Raw genomic sequence first — 22,590 nt, forward strand, 5'->3', positions numbered from 1 at the left:
CCATGACGGCCGCCGCCGACCGCAACCCGAGCTGGGACGGGCTCGCCCGCCGCTTCGCCGCCCTGCCGCCGGAGAAGCGCGCCGCCTTCCTCGACGCGCTCGACGCCCGCGGAATCGCCTTCGAGCGCCTGCCGATCATGCCGTTCGCCGACGACGCGCCGGACCGGCTCGCGCTCGGCCAGCGTCGCCTGTGGTTCCTCTGGCAGCTCGAGCCGGAGAGCCACGCCTACAACCTCGGCAGCGCGCTCGGCCTCGACGGCCCGCTGGACGAGGCGGCGCTCCAAAGCAGCCTCGACTGGCTCGTGACCCGCCACGAATCCTTGCGCACCGCGTTCGCGCCGACCGAGGACGGCGAGGCGCAGCCCCTGATCCATCCGGCGGCGCCGGTCGCGCTCGCCCGCGCCGACGTCGCCGACCGGCCCGCGGACGAGCGCGAGGCCGCGGCCCGCGCGCGCGCCGAGGCCGGTGCCTGCGCGCCCTTCGACCTCACGGCGGCGCCCCCGGTCCGGTTCGGCCTCGTGCGGATCGCGCCCGAGCGGCACCTGCTGTGGCTCGCCATGCACCACATCGTCTCCGACGGCTGGTCGATGGACATTCTGGTCGGCGAGCTGTTCGCTGCCTACGGCGCCTTCCGCGAGGGTCGCGAGCCGGCCTTGCCCGCCCCGCCGGTGCGCTACGCCGACTGGGCCGCGTGGCAGCGGGTGCGGCTGGAGGGCGGCGAACTCGCCCGCCAGCTCGATTGGTGGAAGGCGGCGCTCGGCGCCTCACATCCGCCGATCGCCCTGCCGACCGACCGGCCGCGTCCCCCGGCCCAAAGCTTCCGCGGGGCGCGAAAGACCTTCACCCTCGATGCCGAGACCAGCCGGCAGGTTCGGGCGCTCGCCCGGGCGGAAGGGGCGAGCCTGTTCATGGTGCTGCTCGCGGGCCTGCACGCCCTGCTCGCGCGGCTGACGGGCGAGGATGACATCCGCGTCGGCGTCTCCAGCGCCAACCGGGTGCGGCCCGAGACCGAGCGGCTGCCGGGCTTCTTCGTGACCACCCAGGTGATCCGGGCGAAGGTCGAGCCCGCGACGCGGATGCGCGACCTGATCGCCGCCGTGAAGGCGACGACGCTCGCGGCGCAATCCCATTCCGACGTGCCGTTCGAAGCGCTGGTGGAAGCGCTGCAGCCGGAGCGGACGCTGAGCTACAATCCGCTGTTCCAGGTGAAGTTCACCCAGCAGCTCGACACCCCGCGCACGATCCGCGCCGCAGGCTTGAGCGCCACGCCGGTCGATCTCGTCGAGAACGCCACCCACTTCGATCTCAGCCTCGACGTCACCGACCGCGCGGACGGCATCGAAGCGATGCTGACCACCGCGACCGACCTGTTCGACCCAGAGTTCGCCGAGCGCTTCGCCCGCGCCTATGCCGACCTGATGCGCCACGCCGCCGCCCGGCCCGAGCGCCCGCTCGGCGAGTGGGTGCCGGCGGAGGTTTCGGCTCTTGAAGGCGAGGCCGCCGACCAACCGTATCCGGACGTGCTCGCCGCCTTCGCGGCGCAGGTCGCCGCGCGGCCCGATGCGGTCGCCCTGCGGGCGGGCGACGCGACGCTGAGCTTCGCCGCCCTCGACGCCGCCGCGACGCGGCTCGCCCACGCCCTGATCGCCGACGGGCTGGCGCGGGAAGAGGTGGTGCCGGTGCTGGCCGGGCGCAGCCTCGACCTCGTGATCGCGGCGCTCGGCGTGATGCGGGCCGGCGGCGTCTACGCGCCCCTCGACCCGACGCTGCCGCCCGAGCGCCTGCGCCGGCTCGCCGCCGATGCGGGCGCCCGCCGCGCGTTGCACGATTCCGACAGCAAGGCCGCTGCGGCGAGCCTCGGCCCCGCGCCTCACGCCATCGCCGACCTCGCGGCCCGTCCGTTGCCGCCGGATGCGGCAGCGCTCGCCCCGCCGCTGCCGGACCAGGGCGCCTACCTGATCTACACCTCGGGCTCGACCGGCGCGCCGAAGGGCGTGCTCGTGCCCCACCGGGCGATCGCCGCCTACACGCAGGCCATGCTCGCACGGCTCGACCTGGCGGAGGACGCGAGCTTCGGCCTCGTCACGACCCCCGCGGCCGATCTCGGCCACACCATGCTGTTCGGCGCCCTCGTCTCGGGCCGCACCCTCCACCTGATCGAGGCGGACGCCGCCTTCGATGCCGACCGCCTCGCCGACGCGGTGCAGGGGCACCGCATCGGCGTGCTCAAACTGGTGCCGAGCCATCTCGACGGCCTGCTCGCGACACCGCGGGCGCCGGACATCGTGCCGGACACGGCGCTGATCCTCGGCGGCGAGACGCTGCCGGCCTCGCTCGCCGCGCGGGTGCGCGGGCTGCGGCCCGGCTGCCGGATCATCAACCATTACGGGCCGACCGAGACCACGGTCGGCGTCCTTGCCCACGAAGTCATGGATGCGGTCGAGGACGGCACCGTCCCGCTCGGGCTCCCCTTCGCCGGGGTCGAGGCGATGGTGCTCGATGCGAACCTCGCGCCGGTGCTGCCCGGCGCCATCGGCGAACTCTATATCGGCGGAGCGCAGGTCGCCCGTGGCTATCTCGGGCGTCCGGGCGCCACCGCCGAGCGCTTCGTGCCGCATCCGTCGCGGCCGGGCGAAAGGCTCTACCGCACCGGCGACCGGGTCCGGCTCGGCGGCGACGGCACCCTCCGCTTCCTCGGCCGCGGCGATGATCAGGTGAAGATCCGGGGCCACCGCGTCGAACTCGGCGAGGTCGCCGCGGCGTTGCGCGCGCTCCCCGGCATCGCGACCGCCCACGTCGTCCTCGACCGCACCGAGGCCGGGCGCCCGCGCCTCCTCGCCTACGTCACCGGCACGCCGGACGCTGCGTCCGGCGCGCGCGAGGCCCTGGCCCGCACCCTGCCGGAAGCGATGGTGCCGAGCCACGTGCTGCGGCTCGACCGCGTCCCGCTCACCCCCAACGGCAAGCTCGACCGCCGGGCGCTGCCCGCACCCGGGAGCCTGACCGAGGTTCGTTCACCGGAGCCGCAGCGCGCGGACACCGGCCACGCGGCCGAACGCGTCCTGTCGGAGATCTGGGCGGAGGTGCTGCGCCGTCCGTCCGTCGCCCCCGACGACAATTTCTTCGCCCTCGGCGGCGATTCCATCCTCAGCCTGCAGATCATCGCGCGCGCCAAACGACGCGGCTTCCGGCTCACGCCGAAGCAGGTGTTCGAGCACCAGACCGTGCGGGCGCTTGCAGCCGTCGCCGTGCCGCTCGCTCCGCCGCAGCCGGCCGAAGACGCGCCGAGCGCGGCAGAGCGGATTCTCTCCGGCATCTGGGCCGAGGTGCTGCGCCGCCCGAGCGTCGGCCTCGACGACAACTTCTTCGCGCTCGGCGGCGATTCGATCCTCAGCCTCCAGATCATCGCGCGGGCCAAGCGCCAGGGCCTGCGGCTGACGCCGAAGAACGTGTTCGAGCATCAGACCGTGCGGGCGCTCGCCCAGGTGGCGGTGCCGTCGGTGCCGGCAGGACAGGCCGCTCCGGTGCAGCCGGCCGCGCCCGCGGGTGGCAGCGAGGCCGAGCGCATCCTCGCCGAAATCTGGGCCGAGGTGCTGCGCCGCCCGAATGTCGGCCTCGACGACAACTTCTTCGCGCTAGGCGGCGATTCGATCCTCAGCCTCCAGATCATCGCGCGCGCCAAGCGCCGCGGGCTGAAGCTGACGCCGAAGCTCGTCTTCCAGCACCAGACGTTGCGCGCACTCGCCGCCGTCGCGGTGCCGCTCGCCGCCGCCCCGGCGCCGGCCCCCGCCCCGACCCACGCCCCGCGCCCGGCGCTCAAGGAAGTGCCGCTGACGCCGATCCAGGCCGCCTTCCTGGCGCGTCCCGTCCCGAACCGCGGCCACTGGAACCAGTCGGTGCTGCTGGTCCCGCGCGACACCCTCGACACCCCGACACTGGCGGACGTGCTCGCCGCTCTCGTCGCCCGGCACGAGGCCCTGCGCCTGCGCGTCCGCCCCCGCGGCGAGCGCTGGACCCAAGGCGTCGCCGCGGCCGAGACCGCCGACCTCCTCACCGTCCGCACCCTCGCCGACGTATCCGAACTGCCGGCCGCCTGCGAGTCCGTCCAGCGCGGCATCGACATCGGCGAGGGCCCGCTGCTGCGGGCGCTGCTGGTGCACCTGCCCGACGGCAGCCAGCGCCTGCTGCTGGCGATCCACCATCTCGCCGTCGACGGCGTGTCCTGGCGCGTGCTGCTCGACGACCTCGCCCTCGGCCTCGACCAGCAACGCCGCGGCGCGGCGATCGCCCTGCCGGCCCCCGAGACGGATTTCTCGGACTACGCCCGCGCCCTGCTGCTCCACGCCCATTCGGAGACGCTGCGGGACGAGGCGGAGCATTGGACGACGACCGCCGGTCCCTCTCTTCCGACGAGTCCGACCCGCCTCGGCGAGGCCCATCGCCGCGCCACCCGTCTCGATTCCGCGGCGACGCGGGCCGTGATGGAGACGGCGCCGGCCGGCCTCGACGCCCGCCCGCACGAGCTGATGACGGCGGCGCTGGCCCGCACGCTCGCTACCGACACCGATGCCGTCACCCTCTGGCTGGAGGGCCACGGCCGCGATCCGTCCTTCGCGCCCGCCGACCTCGACCGGACGGTCGGCTGGCTCACGAGCCTCTACCCCGTCCGCCTGCCGGTCCGCGGCGAGCGCGCCGAGCAGGTCACGGAGGTCCGAAACGCCCTGCGGGCGGTGCCCGAGGGCGGCGTCGGCTACGGGCTTCTCGCCCATCTCGCCGCGCCGGACCTGCGGGCGGCGGTGTCCGCCCCGCGCGGGCCGGTGTTCAACTATCTCGGCCGCCTCGATGCCGAGATGGCCGGCGGTGCCTTCACCCTGGCGCCGGAGGGCCCCGGCACCGAGCGCGATCCCGATGCGCCGATGCTCGACCCGCTGCGGGTCGATGCCCGCCTGCGCGACGGACGCCTCCACATCGACTGGCTGTTCGACCCCGCCCTCTACGACGCCGCCGAGGCCGAGCGGATCGCGGCGGTCTTCGAGGCCGAGTTGCGCCGGCTCGCGGGCGCCGGGCCGGCGGACGCTCGCGCGGCGGATCGCTACCCCTTGAGCCCGATGCAGCAGGGCCTGTTCTTCCACGCCCGGCTGGCGCCGGGCGACACGGCCTACGTCAACCTGCTTGGCCTCACCCTCGACGATCTCGACGTCGAGCGCTTCCGCGCGGCCTGGCGCGGCGCGTTCGCCCGCCACGACATCCTGCGCTCGACCTTCCATGCCCGCGACGACGGGGCCGAGCCGGAGCAGGTGGTGCATGCCGGTGCCGAACCGGCCTTCGAAGAGCACGACTGGCGCGGCCTGCCCGACCTCGACACCCGCCTCGCGCGCCTCGGCGACGAGGAGCGCGCCCGCGGCTTCGACCTCGCGGCGGCCCCGCCGATGCGCCTCGTCCTCGTGCGGACGGGCGAGACGGCGTGGCGCGTCCTCTGGGTGCGCCACCACATCCTGCTCGACGGCTGGAGTTCGGCCCGGCTGCTTGCCGAGGTGGCCGCCTGCTACCGCGGCGAGGCGCCGAAGGGCCCGGCCCCGCGCTTCCGCGATGCGGTGGCGTGGCTCGCCGCCCGCGACCGCTCGGCCGACGAGGCCCATTGGCGCGCCGCGCTGGCGGGCGTCGAGGAGCCGTTCCGCCTGTCCTCCGGCCGCGCCGGTCCGCGCGGTCGCGGCCGGCACATGCTGCGGCTCGATTCCGGGCGCACCGAGAGCCTCCGCGCCGCCGCCCGCGCCAAGCGCGTGACGCTCAACACCCTGGTTCAGGCGGCCTGGGCGCTGGTGCTTGCCCGCCGCACCAGCCGCCCGGCCCTGTTCGGCGTCACCATCGCCGGCCGCCCCGAGGCGTTGCCCGGTGCCGAGGACATGCTCGGCCTGTTCATCAACACCCTGCCGGTGGTCAGCGCGCCGCGGCCCGATCTGGCCATCGGCGCCTACCTCGCCGGGCTGCAGGAGCAGAACCTGTCCCTGCGCGAGCACGGACACATCCCGCTCTTCGAGGTGCAGGCGCTCGCCGGAACGGGCGGCGAGGCCCTGTTCGACACGGTCCTGATCTTCGAGAACTACCCCGTCGATCCGGAGCTGCGCGCCCCGGCACCGGGCGCGCTCGCCTTCCGCGACGTGCTGGTGAGCGAGGACACGCATTACCCGCTGACCGTCACGGTGGAGGCGGGCGAGACCGCGACGGTCGGGCTCGCCTACGCCACGGACGCCTTCTCGGCCGCCGAGATCCAAGACATCGCCGCGGCGTTCGAGCGGGCGCTCCACGCGCTCGCGGCGGCGGAGGACGCGGCGCCGCTCGGCGGCATCGCTCTCGCGGCGCCGGACGACCGTCCGGCCGCGGGACCGGCGGCGGCACCCTTCGTGTCCCTCGCGGCGCGACTGCGCGCCCGAGCACAGGAAAATTCGGAGAAAATCGCGGTCGACGGGCCGGGCGGCCCCCTGAGCTACGCCGAACTCGACCGCCGCTCGGACGCGGTGGCCGCGCGCCTCGCCGCCGCCGGCGTGCGGCGCGGCGACCGGGTCGGCGTCCTCGTCGGGCGCGGGGCCGCCATGGTGGCGGGACTCGTCGGCACGCTGAAGGCGGGGGCGGCCTACGTGCCGCTCGATCCCGACTACCCGTTCGAGCGCCTCGCCTTCATGGCGCAGGATGCCGGCCTCGCCGCGCTCCTGACCGAGCCCGACCTTTGCGCGGGCGCCCCCGCCGGCCCCTGGACCATGCTCGACATCGCGGGCGAGGCGGACGGCCCGGTCCCGGACTTCGCGCCACGCGCCGACGACCTCGCCTACCTCATCTACACCTCCGGCTCGACCGGACGGCCGAAGGGCGTGATGGTCGGCCACGGGGCGCTCGCCAACCTCCTGTCCGCCATGGACGCGGAACTCGGCATCGGCACCGGGGACCGGCTCGTCGCCGTCACCTCCCTCTCGTTCGACATCGCCGCGCTCGAACTGTTCCTGCCCCTCGTGATCGGTGCGCGCCTCCACGTCGCCTCGCGGGCGGATGCCGCCGACCCGCGCCGCCTCGCCGCCCTGCTGGAGGCGAGCGAGGCCACGGTCCTGCAGGCGACGCCGGCCACGTGGCGCCAGCTCATGGCGAGCGGCTGGGCCGGGCGGCCCGGCCTCACCGCGCTCTGCGGCGGCGAGGCGCTGGCGCCGGATCTCGCCGCATGGCTCGGATCGCGCGTGGGCACCCTGTGGAACGTCTACGGGCCGACCGAGACGACGATCTGGTCCTCCGCCGGCCGCGTCGAGCCGGGCGAGGGCGCCCCGAGCCTCGGCCGTCCGCTCGCCGCGACCACCCTCCACGTCCTCGACGACGCGCTTCAGCCGGTGCCCACGGGCGCGGCGGGCGAACTCTGGATCGGCGGCGCCGGCCTCGCCCACGGCTATCGCGGTCGGCCGGGCCTCTCCGCCGAACGGTTCGTGCCCGATCCGTCGGGGGAGCCCGGCGCCCGGATGTACCGCACCGGCGACCGCGTCAGGCGGCGCGCCGACGGCCGCCTCGACTACCTCCACCGCCTCGACCATCAGGTGAAGATCCGCGGCTACCGGATCGAGCCCGCGGAGGTCGAGGCGGCGCTCTCCGCCCACCCGGCGGTGCGCGAGGCCGCCGTGACGCCCGCCCCCGGCGGGGAGGGGCTGCTGGCCTACGCCGTCGCCGATGCGGGCCTCTCGCCGGAGGCGTTGCGCGACCATCTCGCGGCGCGGCTGCCGGCCCACATGCTGCCGGGCTCGATCCTGCTCCTCGACAGACTGCCGCTGACGCCCAACGGCAAGATCGACCGCGCCGCCCTGCCGCAGCCCGAGGCGGTCGCGGCGAGCGGCGCCGAACCCGAGGGCGAGACCGAGACCGCGCTCGCGGCGATCTGGGCCGACCTCCTCGGCCTGCCGCGGATCGCCCGCGACGACCACTTCTTCCGCCTGGGCGGCCACTCGCTGACGGCGACCCGCATGGTCGCCCGGATCGAGACCGAACTCGGCCGCCTCGTGCCGCTGAAGACGGTGTTCGAGGCGCCGACGCTGCGGGGCTTCGCGGCCGCCGTCGAAGCGGCCGGCGCCGCGGGCGGAGACGACGACAAGCTGGCCCGAGCCGACGCGCTGCTGGCGGAGCTCGACGCCTGATGAGCGCGCTCACCGACCGCCTGCGCACGCTGGCCGCGCGCCTTGCCGCGGCCAAGCCCGAGGAGCGCCCGAGCCTGCTCGCCCGCTACGAGGCGGCCGGGATCGGCTTCGACGACCTGCCGGTGCCGGCAACCGATCCGGGCAAACCCGCCCCGGCCTCCGACGCGCAAATCCGCCTCTACTTCCTCTGGCGGCTCGATCCGTCGAGCGCGGCCTATGCCGTCGGCGGGGCGGTCCGCCTCACGGGCCCGCTTGACCGCGCCGCCCTGAAGGGGGCACTCGACGGGCTCGTTGCTCGCCACGACGCGCTGCGGACCCGCTTCATCGAGGCGGAGGACGGCAGCGTGCTCCAAATCGCCGAACCGGCCGCGCCGATCCCGCTCGACGAGCACGACCTCTCGGGCGACGCGTCGGAAGCGGCCCTGCGCGAACGCATCCGCGCGACGGTCGAGACCCCCTTTGACCTCGCCGCCGGCCCGCTGCTGCGGACCGCGCTGGTGCGCCTCGGGCCGGACCGGCACGCGCTGATCCTGGCGCTGCACCACGCCGTCTGCGATGCGTGGTCGCTCGGCGTGCTGACGCGGGAGATCGGCGCGGACTACGCCGCCCACTGCTACGGGCGCGACGCCGCGATCCCGGCGCCGCCGCTGCGCTTCGCCGACTGGGCGGCGTGGCAGGCGATCCGCCAAGAGATCGACCGTGACGCCGACGCCCTCGCCCGCGCCCGTTCACGCCTCGCCGACGCAGAGCACGGCCTCGCCTTTCCCGAGCGTCTCCCCGCCGCCCAGCGAGAGGGTGGCCGGGCACGGCGGATACCGCTCGCCTTCCCGGCGCGCCTGCAGGACGCGATCCGCCGACTGGCGGCGGAAGGAGGCGTGACGCCCGCCGCCGTCATGCTCGCGGCATTCGCGGTCTTCCTCGGCCGCAGCACCGGCCGCGACGACCTCTGCCTCGGTATGCCCGCGGCCAACCGCCAGGGCGCGGCGACCCACGGCGTGGTCGGACCCTTCGTCAACACCCTGGCGTTGCGGCTGCGGCCTGCCGCCGACCGCCCCTTCGCCGACCTCGTCGAGTCCGCCGCCGCGACCTTGCGCGAGGGATTGGCGGAGCAGGCCCTGCCCTTCGACCGCATCGCCGAGGGGCTCGGCGATGCGGGCCAAAACCCCTTCGACGCGATGTTCGGCTACGAGCGCGCGCCGACGCCGCCCCGTTTCCCCGGCCTCGTTGCCGAGGCGGTGCCCGCCCCGCCGGAGACGGCGAAGTTCGATCTCGTCCTCGGCGTCGAGGAAGCGGAGGGCGGCGCGCTTTCCGGCGTCATGATCCTGGCCGAGGCGCGCTTCCTGCCCGGTACGGGCGAGCGCTGGGCCGCGCGCTTCGTCGGCCTGCTCGACGCCCTTCTGGCCCGTCCGCTCGCCCCCTGCGGCGCGGCTCCGCTGCTCACGGACGAGGAGCGTGCGCGGCTCGCCGCGCAGCACCGGATGCCGCCGGTGCCGCCCTTCGTGCCGGTCGCCACCCGCGTCGCCGCCTTCGCCGCCAATGACGGCGACCGCATCGCTCTCATCCACGGCGAGCAACGCCTGACCTATGCCGCGCTGAACGCCCGCGCCAACGCGCTGGCCCACGCCCTCCTCCGCCGCGGCATCCGCACCAAGGACCGCGTCGCGCTACGTCTCTCGCGCTCGCCCGAAGCGTTCGTGGCCATCCTCGCCGTCCTCAAGGCCGGCGCGGCTTACGTCCCCGTCGATCCCGAAGCTCCGCAGGAGCGGCTCGACACCGTTATCGCCCAAGCCGCCGCGCGTCTTCTCGTCACCGACGTCCCCGGCGACGGGCCCGTCGCATGCCCGAGCCTGCATCTGTCCGATCCGGACGCCTTCGCCGGACCCGACACCGAGCCCGACCTCGACATCCACCCGGATCAGCTCGCTTACGTCATCTTCACCTCCGGCTCGACCGGACAGCCCAAGGGCGTCGCCGTCGCCCACGGGCCGCTCGCCATGCATGCGGAGGCGGTGGGCGACCGCTACGGCCTGACCCGCGACGACCGGGTGCTCCACCTCATCGCGCTCTCCTTCGACGGCGCGACGGAGGCCTGGCTCGCCGCGCTCCTCCATGGCGGGCGCCTCGTCATCGGCGAGCCCCGCGGCTGGACCGCGCAGGACACCCTCGACGCGATCCGCCGCGAGGGCGTCACCGTCACCGGCATGTCGCCCGCCCTGCTGGCGAGCCTCGCTGAGGCGCATCGCGAGGCCGGCGGCGGCCCCTTGCCGATGCGCTCGTGGACGGCGGGCGGCGAGGCCTTCGGCATCGAGGCGTTCCAGGCCGTGCGAAACACCTTCGCGCCCTCTCGCATCATCAACGGCTACGGCCCGACCGAGACCGTCATCACCCCGCTGCTGCTGGCCGTCGAGCCCGATACCCCGGCATCCACGTGGGACGGGGCCGACTGGCTGCCGATCGGCACGCCGGTGGGTGCCCGCACGGCCCACGTTCTCGACGAGGCGCTGAACGAGGTCGGCCCCGGCGTGCCGGGCGAGCTGTACATCGGCGGCCACGGTCTCGCCCGCGGCTATGTCGGCGCGCCGGCCGAGACCGCCGCGCGGTTCGTGCCCGACCCGTTCGGGGCGCCCGGCGGGCGGCTCTACCGCACCGGCGACCGGGTGGTGCGGCGTGCGGACGGCGGCTTGGCCTATCTCGGCCGCCTCGACGCGCAGGTGAAGGTCCGGGGCTTCCGCATCGAGCCCGGCGAGGTCGAGGCGCATCTGCTGGCCCATCCGCGCTGCCGCGAGGCGGCGGTGACGGCGGCGCGGCGCGGCGAGGAGGCGCATCTCGTCGCCTACGTCGCCGAACGGGGCGGGGAGAGGCCGGAGGCGGACCTCGCCGAGGCGCTGTCGGCGCATCTCGCGGAGCGCCTCCCGGCGCATATGCGCCCGTCGCTGATCGTGGTGCTGCCCGCGCTGCCGCGACTGGCGAGCGGCAAGCTCGACCGGCAGGCCTTGCCCGCGCCGGAATGGCGGGCGCAGGATTACGAATCCCCGCAGGGAGCGACGGAGGCGGCGCTCGCGCGTCTGTGGTCCGCTCTGCTCGGCGTCGAGCGGGTCGGCCGGGCCGACGGCTTCTTCGAACTGGGCGGGCACTCGCTGCTGGCGGCGAAGCTCGTCGCCCGCATCCGCGCCGAACTCGGGCGCGACCTGCCGCTGCGCGCGGTGTTCGACGCGCCCGGGCTCGCGGCGCTCGCGGCCCGCATCGAGGCCGCACCCGCGGTCACGGCCGGGGCCGGCGTGCCCCGCGTGGCCTCGGGCCGGACGGTTCCGGCGACCGACATGCAGGCCGGGCTCTGGCACTGGCAGCGGCTCCACCCCCGCAGCGGCGCCTGGAACATCTTCGGGGCGATCCGCCTGACCGGCCCGCTCGACACCGACGCGCTCCGGGCGAGCCTCGACCACGCGGTCGCCCGCCACGAGGCCCTGCGCACCACCTTCCGCGAGGGCGAGGCCGGCCTCACCCTCGTAGTGCATCCGGCCGCGGCCGTCCGCGTCGAGCGCCTCGACCTCACCGGCCGGCCCCGCGCGGAGGCCGAGGCCGCCGCGCTCGACTTCGCGCAGGAGCAGGCGACTCGCGCCTTCGACATGGCGGCGGACCTGCCGGTGCGCGTCGGCCTCGCGCGGCTCGGCCGGCAGGAGCACGCCCTGACGCTCGCGGTCCACCACGCCGCGGGCGACGGACGCTCGATGGCGCTGCTGCTCGAAGAACTCGGCGCCGGCTACCGCGCCTTCGCCGCCGGCATCGCGCCCGATCTGCCCGAGCCGGTGCGCCAAGCCACCGACTACGCCGCGTGGCGCCGGGCGCAGGACCGGACGCCCGCCGCCGACGCCCGGCTCGCGCAGGCGCTGGAGCGCCTGTCCGGCCCGTGGCGGCCCGATCCGGTGCCGACCGACCGGAGGCGCTCGCCCGATCTCGGCACCTACGGCGCGCGGGTCCGCTTCGACGTGCCCGCCGCCACGACGGCGCGGCTGTCCGCCCACGCCCGCGCGCTGAACGCCACCCTGCCGATGGTCGCGATGGCCGCCCTCGGCGTGGCGCTCCGGCGGCGCAGCGACCGGAACGCCATGAGCCTCGGCATCCTCGTCTCCGACCGGGGCCCGGCGGAACTGGAGGCGGTGATGGGCTGCCTCGTCGCCACCGATCTCACGGTGCTCGACGTCGATCCGACCCAACCCTTCGAAAAACTCCTCGCCGCGGTGCGCGACGAGCGCCTCGCCGCCCAGGCCTCGGGCCCGGTGCCCTATGCCCGCCTGCTCGATGCCCTCGGGCGAAGGGGTCACCTGGACCGCGAGGCGGCGCCGTTCCAGACCCTGTTCAGCTACCTCCGGGTCGGACCCGAGGGCGGCGACCTCCTGCCGGGCCTGCGGGCGAGCGACCTGCCGGTGGCCGACACCAACGAGTGCTTCGAGCTCGAATTCGACTTCAAGGAGCGGCCCGACGGCAGCCTGCTCGTCTCCATCGGCTACCTCACCGACCTGTTCGATGCGGCCACCGTCGAGGCGCTGGCCGACGATTTCTCCGCCGTGCTGGCCGCCGCCGCCCGCGATCCGGACCGGCCGGTCGCGCGGCTCTGGTCCCCTCCGGCGCTTCCGGGCGCGGCGGCCTGACCTTTCGAGACACACACGGGCCGCGCGGAAAAAAAGGCGCCCCGGACCCCAACAGCGGAACGAGCGGGATGCGCATGACCCACACCACCATCCACAAGGAGAGGGACCTGATCGGCATCGGCTTCGGGCCGGCCAATCTCGCGCTCGCCGTGGCGCTCGCCGAGATGCCCGGCGCCAAGCGGCTCGACTGGGGCTTCCTCGAGCGCCAGGACGGCTTCCACTGGCACCGCGACATGCAGATCGAGGGGGCGACCGTCCAGATCTCCTTCCTCAAGGATCTGGCGACGTTGCGCGACCCGACGAGCCCGTTCACCTTCGTGAACTACCTGCACCACAAGGGCCGGCTCGAGAGCTTCATCAACCTCAAGCAGGACGCACCGACGCGGGAGGAGTTCACCGACTACTTCCGCTGGGCGGCGGCCGCCTTCGAGGACCGCGTCAGCTATTCCGAGACCGTCGAGGCGGTCGAGCCGGTCCTGCGCAACGGCACCGTCTCGCGCCTGCGGGTGCTCTCGCGCAACGCCGAGGGCGTCCGCAGCGAGCGCCTGACCCGCGACCTCGTCGTCGCGGTGGGCGGGCGCCCGCGCATCCCGGCCCTGTTCGAGGGCCTCCCCGAGGACCGGATCATCCACACCTCGTCCTACCTCTCGCGCCGCGACGCGCGCATCGCCGGGCGCGGTCCCGTCCGGGTCGCGGTGATCGGCGGCGGGCAGAGCGCGGCGGAGGTGTTTTTCGACGTCACCCAGCGCTTCCCCGAGGCCGAGGCGACGCTGATCCTGCGCGACCACGCGTTGCGCCCCGCCGACGACAGCCCCTTCGTCAACGAGGTGTTCGACGCTGCCTTCGTCGATGCCGTGCACGCGATGGAGGCCGAGGCGCGCCGCGACCTCATCGCCTCCATGCGCAACACCAACTACGCCGTGGTCAATCACGACCTGATCGAGCGCATCTACGCGATGCTCTACCGCCAGCGCGTGTCGGGCGTCGAGCCGCACCGGGTGCTGGCTGGCCGCACCATCGAGGCCGCGCGGGAGCGCGACGGCCTCCTGTTCGACCTGCGCAACGCGGTGACCGGCGAGGTCGTGAGCGAGGGCTTCGACGTGGCGATCCTGGCCACCGGCTACCGCCACGACAGCCACCACCGGCTGCTCGCGGGCCTCGCGGCCGATCTCGGGGGCTTCGAGGTCGACCGATTCTACCGGCTCAAGACGCCGGCAACCTACACCTCGCGCATCTACCTCCAGGGTTGCAACGAGAGCAGCCACGGTCTGTCCGACACGCTGCTCTCGATCCTGCCGCTGCGGGCCGCGGAGGTCGTGGGCGACCTGACCGCCGCCGGGTCCGGCCGCACGCTCGCCTCGGCGGGCTGAAACCGGGGCTCGGCCTGTCGACGACGTGGCTGTGGTTCCATCCATCGCCACGATTCCAGTTCTGTTGTGGCGTTCGCGCCACAATTCGACCGACCATCCGGGGAAAATAGGAAGTTCAGCGCTGTGATTTTTTAAAATAGAATGGTTCTAAAAACAATTCCAGACTAATCGCCATGTATTGCATGTGGCTGAATTACCGAATAGCAAGCTTGACCACAGGGCGATCTCTGCTTCGGGGGTGTTGATGCGTATCTCGGATAGGTGCCGGATGTCGGTGCTGTCTGCCGGTTCGGCGGCCTTGCTCGGCGCGGTGGGCCTCGCGGCGCCGCTCGGTGCCCTGGCCCAGGAATCGACCCGGCTCGACGAGATCTCGGTGTCGGCCGAAGGTCGGGGCCCGGTCCGTCCGGGAGCCGGCATCCGTGCGCCCGGACGCGCCAACGTGGTCTCGGTCTCCGGCGATCCGGAAGCCGGCGGCAAGGGGCCCGTCGATGGCTTCGTCGCCCGCACCAGCACCGCGGGCAGCAAGACCGCCACGCCGATCGTCGAGACGCCGCAATCGCTCACCGTCATCGGGCGCGACCGCATCGAGGTCCAGCAGGCGACCAGCGCGAGCGAGGTCTTCCAGTACACGCCGGGCGTCAATGCCGACACCTACGGCAGCAACTCGCGCTCGGACAACTACATCCTGATTCGCGGCCTGCCGGCGAACTTCTTCCAGGACAACCTGCGCCTGCCGCTGACCCGGCCCTACGGCGGCTACCGCGTTGATCCCTACACCGTCGAGCGCATCGAGATCCTGCGCGGCCCCTCCTCGGTCCTCTACGGACAAGGCGGCCCCGGCGGCACCATCAACTACGTCTCGAAGCGCCCGACTCCCGTGCCCTTCGCCATGGTCGACATGCTGGTCGGCAATTTCGAGCAGCCGCGCATCGGTGTCGATTTCGGCGGGGCGCTCAACAACGACGGCACGCTGAGCTACCGCATGGTCGGCGTCGGCCAGAACAGCCAGCTCAACGGCGGCAATCCCTTCACCGGTCAGCGCATCGCACTCGCGCCGTCGCTCGCCTGGAAGCCCGACAACCAGACCTCGCTGATCCTGTTCGGCTCGGTGCTGCAGGACGACACCCACATCGACAGCGACTTCTACCCCGCCCGCGGCACCGTGCTGCCGAACCCGTTCGGGCGCATCCAGCGCAATTTCTGGACCGGCAACCGCGACTTCGACAAGCAAATCCGCACGCAATACGCCATCGGCTACGAGTTCGAGCATCGCTTCAGCGACAATCTCGCCTTCCGCCAGAACATGCGCTACGCCAGCGTCACAACGAGCATCAACACCGTCTACGGCGCCGGTATTCCGCGGTTCGATATCTTCGACACTGCGGAGAACAATTTCAACGCCAAGCGCAACCTTCTCCGCAACGCCATCGGCGGTAAGAACGGTGCTGCCACATTCACGGTCGATAACCAGCTTCAGTTCGACTTCCTGGTTGGGCCGACCAAGCACACGGTTCTGGCCGGCGTCGATTATCTGAACCAGTACAGTTTCGACCGGCAGGATTTCCGCTCCGGGGGCGTGCTCGATCTGGTCACCGGCATCGGTCAGCCGATCGCGCCGGGGCTGCCGCTGCTGATCAGAAATGAGAAGCAGAACATCTCCCAGGTCGGCGTCTACATCCAAGATCAGATCAAAATCTTCGACAAACTCGTGCTGACGGCAGGCGCGCGCTACGACTCGGCGACGAGCGATTATTCGGACAGGGTCTCTTACGGCACCAACGTCGCCTTCACCACGGACAGCGCCCTGTCGCCGCGGATCGGCCTCGTCTACCTCCTCGACAACGGCCTCGCCCCATACATCAGCTACTCCGAGTCCTTCTCGGTCAACCCGGGCGCAGCCTCGTCGCAGGGCGTTGGCGGGGCCCTCATTCAGGGCGCGCCGTTCGAGCCGAGCCTGGGTCGGCAGAAGGAGGTGGGCATTCGCTATCAGTCGCCGGATCTGCCGATCCTGCTCTCGGCGGCCGCCTTCGATATCACGCAGACGAACGTCGTCTCGACCTTCAACTTCACGTCCTTCGCCGAGGATCAGCGCTCGAAGGGCTTCGAATTGGAGGCGCTGGTCGATCTCGGCAACGGCTTCCGGATGATCGGCAGCTACACACTGCAGGATGTCCGTATCATCAACGACCCGTCGCTCACGGGTCTCTCAACGCGTCCGACCGCGGTCCCGGACCGTATCGGTTCGATCTGGGGCGACTACACCTTCCTGACCGGCGATCTGCGCGGGCTGCGCCTCGCGGCGGGATTGCGCTACAACGGCTCCTCCTTCGGCGGCTTCGATCAGACGACCGGCATCCCGGGCGACCCGGTTACAGGTGCAGGAGGTGTGGTCTTCGACACACCGATCCGGGTGAAGGAAAACTTCCTCGTCGATGCCGCCATCTCCTACGCCTACGAGAACTGGCGCTTCTCGCTCAACGTCCGTAACCTCGCCGACCGGAAGTACATCACCGCCTGTAGCGATCCGACCTCCTGCTTCTATGGCCAGGAGCGCAAGGTCATCCTCGGAGCGCGTTACACGTGGTGAGTTCTTCGGATCAGGAATCCGCGCCCTTCGCCCTCGTCCTCGCGGACGGGCGGCGCGCCTGGGCCGAGGTCGAGGACGAGCGGGCCCGCGTGCTCGTGGAGGGGGCCGGCGCGCTGGCCCTCGCCCGGCCCGAGCGGCACGTCTTTTACGCAGCCGATGGGTTCGACGCGGAACTGCCGCCCGAAACCCTGTTGCCGCTGCTGGCTCACGTCTTCGCCCGGCGCCCGAAGGTCGAGACCGCGCAGATCACCCTGCCGGCCTCCGACGACTGGGCCTGCGAGGCGATCCGGGCCGGCGTGGTCCAGGCCGCCGAGCCGGGGGAGGGGGGCTTGCGGCTCACCGTGGGCCGCAACGCGTTCTGGCAGCATCCGGGGCTGTGGCTGAAGGGCCGCGCTAGCGGGCAGACGCCGCTCGCCTACGTGATGAGCGGCGACAAGCGCCACCCGAAGCGCCCGCCGAAGCCGGTCGGCGAGGTCTATCGGCGCCACATGCCGCGCTTCAAGGCGGATTTCTCGATCCGCGCCATCGATATCGAGGGCGACCTCGAGACCTTCAATCGCTGGATGAACCTCGACAGCGTCGCCGAGTTCTGGAACGAGCGCGGCGACCTCGACCGGCACCGGACCTACCTGAGGACCGTCGAGGCCGATCCGCACATGACGAGCTTCTTCGGCTGCTTCGACGACGCCCCGTTCGCCTATTTCGAGATGTACTGGGCCAAGGAAGACCGGGTCTCGCCGTTCTACGACGCGCAGGACTACGACCGCGGCCTGCATCTGCTCGTGGGCGATTCGCGCCATCAGGGGCCGGGCAAGGTCGAGGCGTGGTTCCGCGCCGTGGCCCATTACATGTTCCTCGACGATTCCCGCACGCAGCGGCTGATCGGCGACCCGCGCATCGATCACGTGCGCTGGATCGAGTACATGCAGAAGCAGGGCTTCGTGCGGCTCAAGGAATTCGACCTGCCGCACAAGCGCTCCGAACTCATCTTCATGGAGCGCGAGACCTTCTTCGGTCCGCCCCATTCCGGGCCGGCCTGACGGGGCCGTTTCCGAGGTTTCGGAGACGGTTCGAGTTGCGACTTCACAAGTCTGTTTCGAATCGGCGCCCCGCACGGCTTGCGCGCCGACCTGCTTCTCCTCCTTCATGCGCGAGCGTGCCGACCCCGAGTCGGCGCGCCAAGACAATGATCCGGGAGGAGTTTGGATGGGTCTGTCATCCCTGTCGCGTCGTGCGCTCGTCGTCGGCGGATTGGTCGCCGCGGCGATGCCGTTCGGCGCGCGCGCGCAAGCGCCGGCCTATCCGACGCGGCCCGTCACCCTCGTGGTCCCCTTCGCGGCCGGCGGCTCGACCGACGTGGTCGGGCGCCTCGTGGCGCAGAAGATGTCGGACATCCTCGGCCAGCAGGTCGTGGTCGAGAACGTCGTCGGCGCGGGCGGCAATGTCGGCGCGGCGCGCGTCGCGAAGGCCGAGCCCGACGGCTACACCATCCTGATGGGCACGGTCGCGACCCACGCCCTCAACCCGCTGATCCTCAAGCGCAAGCCCTACGACCCGGTCACCGATTTCAGCCCCGTGGCCCTGCTCGTGGTCGTGCCGAACGTGCTCGTGGTCAACCCGAGCCTGCCGGCCAAGAACGTGCAGGAGCTGATCGCCCTGCTGAAGGCCGACCCGACCAAGTACAACTACGCCTCCTCGGGCATCGGCACGCCGCTCCACCTCTCGGGCGAGCTGTTCAAGAGCATGGCCGGGGTGAAGATGACCCACATCCCCTATCGCGGCTCGGGCCCGGCGCTCAACGACGTGGTGGCGGGCCAGGTGCCGATCCAGTTCGACAACCTCCCCTCGGCCTCCGAATTCATCAAGGCCGGCAGCCTGCGGGCGCTCGCGGTGACGACGAAGGAGCGCGCCTCGTCCTTCCCCGACGTGCCGACCATCGCGGAATCGGGCCTGCCGAACTACGAGACCTACACTTGGAACGCGCTGTTCGCGCCGCCCAAGACCCCAAAGCCCATCATCGACGCCCTCAACGCCGCCGCGACCAAGGCCCTGGCCGATCCGGGGCTCGCCGAGCGGATGAAGGGGTTCAGCGCCAAGATCACCCCCTCGACGCCCGAGGCCTTGGCCGAGCACGTCAAGTCCGAGATCGCCAAGTGGACTCCGGTGGTCAAGGACGCCGGCATCCAGGCCGACTGATCCGGAAGCCCAGTTCGGCCGGTCTGTGGAAGGTGCCGCGCCGGCTCGATTTTCAGGCACGACGCGCCCGGCGCGCCGTGCCAGAACCCAAAACAACCACAACACAGAAAAAGCCGCCCGAGACGGCGGCACGGGACACGGGAGGAGACAGGGATGGACGCGCCCCACGACGGCACGTCGTCGCGCCGCGGCGCAGTACGGGCCCCGCAGAGTCTGGTCGCCGGCCTCGGCCTCATCGGGCTCGGCCTATTCGGCGTCTGGGCGTCGAGCGACCTCGATTACGGCTCGCTGCGGGCCATCGGCCCCGGCCTGATGCCGTTCTGGCTGTCGATCGGCGTCGCCGTCTGCGGGCTGGCGCTGGCGATCGCCGGCTTCACCCATGACGGTGCGCCGCTCCAGTCCTTCACCCTGCGCGGGCCCCTCGTCATCTCGCTGGCGATCCTGGCCTTCGCGGTGACGATCCGGCCCTTCGCCATCGGCGGCATCGTCACGCCAGGCCTCGGCCTCATCGTCGCCGGCCCGCTCGCCATCGTGATCGCGGGCTATGCCGGCACCGAGGCGCGCTTCCTCGAACTCCTGACGCTCGCGCTGTTCCTGACCGCGGGCTGCATGCTGCTGTTCGGCGACATGCTGAACCTGCCGATCCCGATCTTCCCGACCGCCTTCATCCAGGCGATGACCGGCGTCCTCCCGTCCCGCACGCTGCTGCGGATCGCGGTGGGCGTCCTCGTCCTCGCCGGGCTCGTGCTCCTCCTCGTCCAACGCCGCTCGGGCCGGCGCGAACCCATCGAGGTCGCGCGCCACTCCCTGACGACCTGACCCTCGGAGCGGATTTCCGTGACGGACCTTCTCTCCAATCTGGGCCTCGGCTTCGCCGTCGCGCTCAGCCTCCAGAACGTGGCCCTGTGCTTCCTGGGCTGTCTCGTCGGCACGCTGATCGGCGTGCTGCCCGGCGTCGGGCCGATCGCCACCATCGCGATGCTCCTGCCGATCACCTTCGGGCTCGATCCGGTGGGCGCGCTCATCATGCTCGCCGGCATCTATTACGGCGCGCAGTACGGCGGCTCGACGACCGCGATCCTCGTCAACATCCCCGGCGAGGCGACCTCGGTCGTCACCACCCTCGACGGCCACCAGATGGCCCGCCAGGGCCGGGCCGGCATCGCGCTCGGCACCGCGGCCATCGCCTCGTTCTTCGCCGGCACGGTCGCGACCCTGCTGATCGCGGCGCTCGGCGCGCCGCTGACCAAGCTCGCCCTGATCTTCGGCCCGGCCGAGTACTTCGCCCTGATGGTGATGGGGCTGGCCTTCGCCGTCGTGCTCGCCCACGGCTCGGTGCTGAAGGCGGTGGCGATGATCCTCGTCGGCGTGCTGTTCGCCGCCGTCGGCACCGATCTGGAGACCGGCCAGGAGCGGATGACCTTCGGCTTCTCGTTCCTCACCGACGGCGTCGACTTCTCGGTGCTGGCGATGGGCCTGTTCGGCATCGCCGAGATCCTGCGCAACCTCGACCAGACCGAGGCCCGCGACGTGGTGCGCGAGCGCATCGGCCGGCTGCTCCCCGGTCTGGCCGAACTCAAGCAGGCGGCGCCCGCGACCCTGCGCGGCACCGCCATCGGCGCGACGCTCGGCATCCTGCCGGGCAACGGCGCCGTGCTCGGGCCGTTCGCCGCCTACACGATCGAGAAGAAGCTCGCCAAGGACCCGAGCCGTTTCGGCCGCGGCGCCATCGAGGGCGTGGCGGGGCCGGAAAGCGCCAACAACGCCGGCGCGCAGACCGCCTTCATCCCGTTGCTGACGCTGGGCATCCCGCCGAACGCCGTGATGGCCCTGATGGTCGGCGCCATGACGATCCACGGCATCATCCCCGGCCCCGGCGTAATGACCAAGAGCCCGGACCTGTTCTGGGGCATGATCGCCTCGATGTGGATCGGCAACCTGATGCTGCTGATCATCAACCTGCCGCTGGTCGGCCTGTGGGTGCGCCTGCTCAAGGTGCCCTACCGGCTGATGTTCCCGGCGATCCTGATGTTCTGCTCGGTCGGCATCTACTCCATCAACTCGCTCCCGACCGACGTGATGCTGATCGGCTTCTTCGGGCTGATGGGCTACCTGCTGATCAAGTTCGGCTTCGAGCCGGCCCCGCTGCTGCTCGGCTTCGTGCTCGGCAAGCTGATGGAGGAATACCTGCGCCGTTCGCTCACGCTCTCGCGCGGCGACCCGATGGTGTTCCTGGAGCGGCCGGTCAGCGCGGTGCTGTTCATCATCGCCTTCGCGATCCTCGCCGCGGCCCTGTTGCCGTCGTTGCGAAAGAGCCGGGACGAAGTCTTCACCGAGGCCTGAATCATCGGGATTAAAGCTCCGACGGGCTTCGTTTCCACAGGGCGTCTTCCGGCGCCCGAGCATCGAACAACCATCGGACCCGTGGCGAATGCTGCGGGTCCACCAAGATCAAGCAGGGGGAACACCGTGAAGAAGGCTCTCGCGATCGGGCTTCTGGCAGCTCTGTCCGCTGCCACCGCCCGCGCCGATTCCTACCCGCAGCGGCCGATCACCATGGTGGTCCCGTTCGCCGCGGGCGGCCCGACCGACATCGTCGCCCGCATCGTCGCCGAGCCGATGTCGAAGGCGCTCGGCCAGCAGGTGGTGATCGAGAACGTCACCGGCGCCGGCGGCACCACGGGCATCACCCGCGCGTCGCAGGCGGCGCCCGACGGCTACACCATCATGATGGGCCACATGGGCACGCACGGCGCCGCGCCCGCCCTGTTCAAGGGCCTGAAATACGATCCGGCCACGAGCTTCGACCCGATCGGGCTCGCCGCCGGCACGCCCATCGTCATCGTCGCCAAGAAGGCCTTCCCGGCGCCCGACCTGAAGAGCTTCGTCGAGGCGGTGAAGGCGGGCGGCACCTCGATCAATCAGGCCCATGCCGGCGTCGGCTCGGTCTCGCACTCGACCGGGGTGCTGTTCGACTCGCAGATCGGCGCCAAGCCCACGCTCGTGGTCTATCGCGGCACCGGCCCGGCGCTGAACGACCTGATGGCCGGTCAGGTCGACTTCATGACCGACCAGATCGTCAACGTCGCGACCCAGATCGCCGGCGGCACGATCAAGGCCTACGCCATCGCCACGCCGGAGCGGAACCCGAGCCTGCCCGACGTGCCGACCACCAAGGAAGCCGGCCTGCCGGGCTACGAGGTCAGCGCCTGGAACGCGGTGTTCGCCCCCAAGGGCCTGCCCGAGGACGTGCGCAAGAAGCTCGTCGCCGCCCTCGATGCGGCCCTGAAGGACCCGAACGCGACGAAGCGCATCCAGGAACTCGGCGGCACGGTGCCGAAGACCGGCGAGGCGGGCCCGGCGGCCCTGCAGAAGCTCGTCGAGAGCGAGGTCGCCCGCTGGACCCCGGTGCTGCGCAACGCCGTCGAGGCCAACCAGTAGGCCTCGGCCGCAAAGCCGAGGACCCGGATCCATCCGCCACGATGATCCCGGGGCCGCGCAGCGGAACCCGGGATCCACCCGTGATGCGGGGTGCCCCGGCGGACGATGCGCCGTCGCGGCTTTCACGCCTCCGGCGCGCCCCTCCGGATTCGCCTGCGGCGCTCCGGCAAGGAGGGGGACGGATA

At 72.2% G+C, this 22,590-nt stretch carries 9 protein-coding genes; all 9 read left to right on the plus strand.

All coding sequences use genetic code 11. From position 1 onward, the window contains the following. Positions 1–2 precede the first annotated feature (2 nt). The 9 genes from HNR00_RS06370 to HNR00_RS06410 all read left to right on the plus strand — a co-directional run bounded on the left by HNR00_RS06370 (position 3) and on the right by HNR00_RS06410 (position 22,405). The gene (locus HNR00_RS06370; protein WP_183566664.1) at positions 3–8,162 is read left to right on the plus strand and encodes a non-ribosomal peptide synthetase; all 8,160 of its coding nucleotides are present in this window, start codon (positions 3–5) and stop codon (positions 8,160–8,162) included. Continuing rightward, positions 8,162–12,811, plus strand: a complete 4,650-nt coding sequence (locus HNR00_RS06375) for a non-ribosomal peptide synthetase (protein WP_183566667.1) — start codon at positions 8,162–8,164, stop codon at positions 12,809–12,811. Before HNR00_RS06370 ends, HNR00_RS06375 begins: the two co-directional genes overlap by 1 nt. Positions 12,812–12,885: 74 nt before the next feature. Then, positions 12,886–14,181, plus strand: a complete 1,296-nt coding sequence (locus HNR00_RS06380; protein ID WP_183566670.1) for a lysine N(6)-hydroxylase/L-ornithine N(5)-oxygenase family protein — start codon at positions 12,886–12,888, stop codon at positions 14,179–14,181. A gap of 268 nt (positions 14,182–14,449) precedes the next feature. Beyond that, complete coding sequence (locus HNR00_RS06385) at positions 14,450–16,768, plus strand: TonB-dependent siderophore receptor (RefSeq protein WP_183566673.1); 2,319 nt, start codon at positions 14,450–14,452, stop codon at positions 16,766–16,768. Then, a complete protein-coding gene (locus HNR00_RS25925; protein WP_210306336.1) occupies positions 16,762–17,808 on the plus strand; it encodes a GNAT family N-acetyltransferase in 1,047 nt (348 codons plus the stop codon). Before HNR00_RS06385 ends, HNR00_RS25925 begins: the two co-directional genes overlap by 7 nt. A gap of 166 nt (positions 17,809–17,974) precedes the next feature. Beyond that, positions 17,975–18,964: a Bug family tripartite tricarboxylate transporter substrate binding protein gene (locus HNR00_RS06395; RefSeq protein WP_183566676.1), complete on the plus strand. Its 990-nt coding sequence runs from the start codon at positions 17,975–17,977 to the stop codon at positions 18,962–18,964. Positions 18,965–19,117: 153 nt separating this feature from the next. After that, entirely contained in the window at positions 19,118–19,783 is a 666-nt protein-coding gene (locus HNR00_RS06400) for a tripartite tricarboxylate transporter TctB family protein (RefSeq protein WP_183566679.1), read from the plus strand. An 18-nt stretch (positions 19,784–19,801) separates the two neighbouring features. Beyond that, positions 19,802–21,307: a tripartite tricarboxylate transporter permease gene (locus HNR00_RS06405; protein WP_183566682.1), complete on the plus strand. Its 1,506-nt coding sequence runs from the start codon at positions 19,802–19,804 to the stop codon at positions 21,305–21,307. 126 nt (positions 21,308–21,433) lie between these two features. After that, positions 21,434–22,405 carry a tripartite tricarboxylate transporter substrate-binding protein gene (locus HNR00_RS06410; protein WP_183566685.1) on the plus strand — a complete coding sequence of 324 codons (972 nt, stop codon included), beginning with the start codon at positions 21,434–21,436 and terminating at the stop codon, positions 22,403–22,405. Positions 22,406–22,590 lie beyond the last annotated feature (185 nt).

The organism is Methylorubrum rhodinum (genome assembly GCF_014199935.1).
Taxonomy (GTDB): domain Bacteria; phylum Pseudomonadota; class Alphaproteobacteria; order Rhizobiales; family Beijerinckiaceae; genus Methylobacterium; species Methylobacterium rhodinum.